General features: G+C 46.5%; 2 tRNA genes and 3 rRNA genes. All 5 read left to right on the top strand.

From position 1 onward, the window contains the following. Positions 1-149: 149 nt before the first annotated feature. The 5 genes from Q0893_RS19455 to rrf all read left to right on the top strand — a co-directional run bounded on the left by Q0893_RS19455 (position 150) and on the right by rrf (position 5,173). A 16S ribosomal RNA gene (locus Q0893_RS19455) occupies positions 150-1,673 on the top strand. A gap of 84 nt (positions 1,674-1,757) precedes the next feature. Beyond that, positions 1,758-1,831: transfer RNA gene (locus tag Q0893_RS19450), tRNA-Ile, on the top strand. An 80-nt stretch (positions 1,832-1,911) separates the two neighbouring features. Then, a tRNA-Ala gene (locus Q0893_RS19445) sits at positions 1,912-1,985 on the top strand. Between the two features lie 153 nt (positions 1,986-2,138). Further along, positions 2,139-4,958, top strand: a 23S ribosomal RNA gene (locus tag Q0893_RS19440). A gap of 107 nt (positions 4,959-5,065) precedes the next feature. After that, positions 5,066-5,173 (top strand): 5S ribosomal RNA (gene rrf / locus Q0893_RS19435). The 16S, 23S and 5S rRNA genes sit together here with 2 tRNA genes alongside, the layout of an rRNA operon. Positions 5,174-5,225: the final 52 nt, after the last annotated feature.

Here is a 5,225-nt window from a genome sequence, read left to right as displayed (position 1 = left end):
TAAAAAAGTTCATTAACATATTGAATTGACAGCGTAAGGAAGTTATTGGAAACGATAATTTTCGAACAAAAGAATAGACCATTTTGAGTACTGAAATTAAACAATTTCGATTAGTTGTTAAGAAACAAGTGGAAACACTTAAAAATTTAACGATGAAGAGTTTGATCCTGGCTCAGGATGAACGCTAGCGGCAGGCCTAACACATGCAAGTCGAACGGTAACATGAAGTGCTTGCACTTTGATGACGAGTGGCGCACGGGTGCGTAACGCGTATACAATCTACCTTTTACAGGGGGATAGCCTTTAGAAATGAAGATTAATACCCCATAGAATAATAATATGGCATCATATAATTATTAAAGATTCGTCGGTAAGAGATGAGTATGCGTTCTATTAGCTAGATGGTGTGGTAACGGCATACCATGGCAACGATAGATAGGGGCCCTGAGAGGGGGATCCCCCACACTGGTACTGAGACACGGACCAGACTCCTACGGGAGGCAGCAGTGAGGAATATTGGACAATGGAGGCAACTCTGATCCAGCCATGCCGCGTGCAGGAAGACTGCCCTATGGGTTGTAAACTGCTTTTATACAGGAAGAAACCGCTCTACGTGTAGAGCTCTGACGGTACTGTAAGAATAAGGATCGGCTAACTCCGTGCCAGCAGCCGCGGTAATACGGAGGATCCAAGCGTTATCCGGAATCATTGGGTTTAAAGGGTCCGTAGGTGGATAATTAAGTCAGAGGTGAAAGTCTGCAGCTCAACTGTAGAATTGCCTTTGATACTGGTTATCTTGAGTTATTATGAAGTAGTTAGAATATGTAGTGTAGCGGTGAAATGCATAGATATTACATAGAATACCAATTGCGAAGGCAGATTACTAATAATATACTGACACTGATGGACGAAAGCGTGGGGAGCGAACAGGATTAGATACCCTGGTAGTCCACGCCGTAAACGATGGTTACTAGCTGTTCGGACTTCGGTCTGAGTGGCTAAGCGAAAGTGATAAGTAACCCACCTGGGGAGTACGTTCGCAAGAATGAAACTCAAAGGAATTGACGGGGGCCCGCACAAGCGGTGGAGCATGTGGTTTAATTCGATGATACGCGAGGAACCTTACCAGGGCTTAAATGTAGAGTGACAGGACTAGAGATAGTTTTTTCTTCGGACACTTTACAAGGTGCTGCATGGTTGTCGTCAGCTCGTGCCGTGAGGTGTCAGGTTAAGTCCTATAACGAGCGCAACCCCTGTTGTTAGTTGCCAGCGAGTCAAGTCGGGAACTCTAACAAGACTGCCGGTGCAAACCGTGAGGAAGGTGGGGATGACGTCAAATCATCACGGCCCTTACGTCCTGGGCTACACACGTGCTACAATGGTAGGTACAGAGAGCAGCCACTACGCGAGTAGGAGCGAATCTATAAAACCTATCACAGTTCGGATCGGAGTCTGCAACTCGACTCCGTGAAGCTGGAATCGCTAGTAATCGCATATCAGCCATGATGCGGTGAATACGTTCCCGGGCCTTGTACACACCGCCCGTCAAGCCATGGAAGCTGGGAGTGCCTGAAGTCCGTCACCGCAAGGAGCGGCCTAGGGTAAAATTAGTAACTAGGGCTAAGTCGTAACAAGGTAGCCGTACCGGAAGGTGCGGCTGGAACACCTCCTTTCTAGAGAAAGACGACTAAGCGAGATAAGTAAAGAAAGAGATAGTTTATTCTTTTGCTGTTAATTTAAATGATCTATTATAGTAGAGTCTCATAGCTCAGCTGGTTAGAGCGCTACACTGATAATGTAGAGGTCGGCAGTTCGAGTCTGCCTGAGACTACTATCTATAATATATAAAGGAAATTCTAGAAGTTGTCAATTCTAAATTCATAGTTCAGGACACAATGTTCTGGAATAAATGGGGAATTAGCTCAGCTGGCTAGAGCGCCTGCCTTGCACGCAGGAGGTCACCGGTTCGACTCCGGTATTCTCCACGAATCTGTACAATTACAGATAAACGTTCATTGACATATTGAAAAAAGATACATAAAAATAGTATAACAACATTAGTTGTTATACAGAATCGTAATTAGTTAAGGTTTACGAGCTTTTAACTAATTATAAACTCATTAAAAAGACAAAAAGTACAATAAGCTACATAAGAGCGTATGGGGAATGCCTAGGCTCTCAGAGGCGATGAAGGACGTGATAAGCTGCGAAAAGCTGCGGGGATTGGCACATACAAATTGATCCGCAGATATCCGAATGGGGCAACCCAGCATATTGAAGATATGTTATCCGTAAGGAGGCGAACCCGGAGAACTGAAACATCTAAGTACCCGGAGGAGAAGAAAACAAAAGTGATTCCGATAGTAGCGGCGAGCGAACTCGGATTAGCCCAAACCATAATTGTTACGGCAATTGTGGGGTTGTAGGACCACGATATTTGATGCGTAATGAATTAGAACACTTTGGAAAGAGTGACCATAGAGGGTGATAGTCCCGTATAAGTAAAGATCGTTATTGATAGTGGTATCCTGAGTAGTGCGGGGCACGTGTAACCCTGTATGAAACTGGCGGGACCATCCGTTAAGGCTAAATACTCCTGAGAGACCGATAGTGAACTAGTACCGTGAGGGAAAGGTGAAAAGAACCTTGAATAAAGGAGTGAAAAAGATCCTGAAACCATACGCTTACAAGCGGTCGGAGCCCTTTGGGGTGACGGCGTGCCTTTTGCATAATGAGCCTACGAGTTACCGTTGCTAGCAAGGTTAAGGACTTCAGGTCCGCAGCCGTAGCGAAAGCGAGTCTGAATAGGGCGCTTTAGTTAGTAGTGGTAGACGCGAAACCGTGTGATCTACCCATGGGCAGGGTGAAGCTGTGGTAACACACAGTGGAGGCCCGAACCGGTTGACGTTGAAAAGTCTTCGGATGACCTGTGGGTAGGGGTGAAAGGCCAATCAAACTCGGAAATAGCTCGTACTCCCCGAAATGCATTTAGGTGCAGCGTTGATTTATAGTTTTATAGAGGTAGAGCTACTGATTGGATGCGGGGGCTTCACCGCCTACCAATTCCTGACAAACTCCGAATGCTATAAAATGTTAATCAGCAGTGAGGGCATGGGTGCTAAGGTCCATGTCCGAGAGGGAAAGAACCCAGACCATCAGCTAAGGTCCCCAAATGTATGTTAAGTTGAATAAACGAGGTTGAACTGCTTAGACAGCTAGGATGTTGGCTTGGAAGCAGCCATTCATTTAAAGAGTGCGTAACAGCTCACTAGTCGAGCGGTTCGGCATGGATAATAATCGGGCATAAACATACTACCGAAGCTATGGACTTGTAAAAGTGGTAGGGGAGCATTGTAGTGTCGTCGAAGGTGTACTGCGAGGTATGCTGGAGAAGCTACAAAAGAAAATGTAGGCATAAGTAACGATAATGCGGGCGAGAAACCCGCACACCGAAAGACTAAGGTTTCCTCAGCTATGCTAATCAGCTGAGGGTTAGTCGGGACCTAACGCGAACCCGAAAGGGGAAGTGGATGGACAACAGGTTAATATTCCTGTACCTGCTCACACTAAAAGTGACGGAGGCGTATATTTGGTGCGTGCTGACGGAAATGCACGTTGAAGCCAGTGGTAACACGGCGATAGTACACTGAGACTACGGTCAAGGTGATAATCCAGAGAAGCGACTTCCAAGAAAAGCGAGTGAAGCAGCCCGTACCCTAAACCGACACAGGTAGTTGGGATGAGAATTCTAAGGTGCTCGAGAGATTCATGGCTAAGGAACTAGGCAAAATCGGCCCGTAACTTCGGGAGAAGGGTCGCCCATCTTCGGATGGGCCGCAGTGAAAAGGTCCAGGCGACTGTTTATCAAAAACACAGGGCTCTGCTAAATCGAAAGATGATGTATAGGGCCTGACACCTGCCCGGTGCTGGAAGGTTAAGTGGAGGGTTTAGCTTCGGCGAAGATCTGAAATGAAGCCCCAGTAAACGGCGGCCGTAACTATAACGGTCCTAAGGTAGCGAAATTCCTTGTCGGGTAAGTTCCGACCTGCACGAATGGTGTAACGATCTGGACACTGTCTCAGCCATGAGCTCGGTGAAATTGTAGTATCGGTGAAGATGCCGATTACCCGCAGTGGGACGAAAAGACCCCGTGAACCTTTACTATAGCTTAGTATTGGCTTTGGATAAGTAATGTGTAGGATAGGTGGGAGACTATGAAGTGGCGTCGCTAGGCGTTGTGGAGTCATTGTTGAAATACCACCCTTTGCTTATCTAGAGTCTAACCTCTTACAGAGGGACAGTGCTTGGTGGGTAGTTTGACTGGGGTGGTCGCCTCCAAAAGAGTAACGGAGGCTTCTAAAGGTTCCCTCAGCACGCTTGGTAACCGTGCGTAGAGTGCAATGGCATAAGGGAGCTTGACTGAGAGACATACAGGTCGATCAGGTACGAAAGTAGAGCATAGTGATCCGGTGGTTCCGCATGGAAGGGCCATCGCTCAAAGGATAAAAGGTACTCCGGGGATAACAGGCTGATCTCCCCCAAGAGCTCACATCGACGGGGGGGTTTGGCACCTCGATGTCGGCTCGTCACATCCTGGGGCTGGAGAAGGTCCCAAGGGTTGGGCTGTTCGCCCATTAAAGTGGCACGCGAGCTGGGTTCAGAACGTCGTGAGACAGTTCGGTCTCTATCTACTGTGGGCGTTAGAAATTTGAGTGGATCTGACTCTAGTACGAGAGGACCGAGTTGGACTAACCTCTGGTGTACCAGTTGTTCCGCCAGGAGCATTGCTGGGTAGCTACGTTGGGAAAGGATAAGCGCTGAAAGCATATAAGCGCGAAACCTACCACAAGATGAGATTTCTTTAAAGGGTCGTGGAAGATGACCACGTTGATAGGCTATAGGTGTAAAGGCAGTAATGTCATAGCCGAGTAGTACTAATAACCCATAGGCTTATTGTACGCCTGTTTTTTTAGAGTTACAATATATTTTTATGATGTTTTTTTTCAATATGTTATTATATACGGTTAAGTATTGATATCATACTCAATACACACACCGAAAGATTTAAGGTGATTATAGCGATGGGGCTCACCTCTTACCATTCCGAACAGAGAAGTTAAGCCCATTTGCGCCGATGGTACTGCAATCGTGGGAGAGTAGGTCGTCGCCTTTTTTGAAACCCTTTTCATATATATATGAAAAGGGTTTTTTGTTTTTTATATACT

The organism is uncultured Psychroserpens sp. (genome assembly GCF_947494225.1).
Classification (GTDB): Bacteria; Bacteroidota; Bacteroidia; order Flavobacteriales; family Flavobacteriaceae; genus Psychroserpens.
This window is presented reverse-complemented; position numbering and strand designations above follow the sequence as displayed.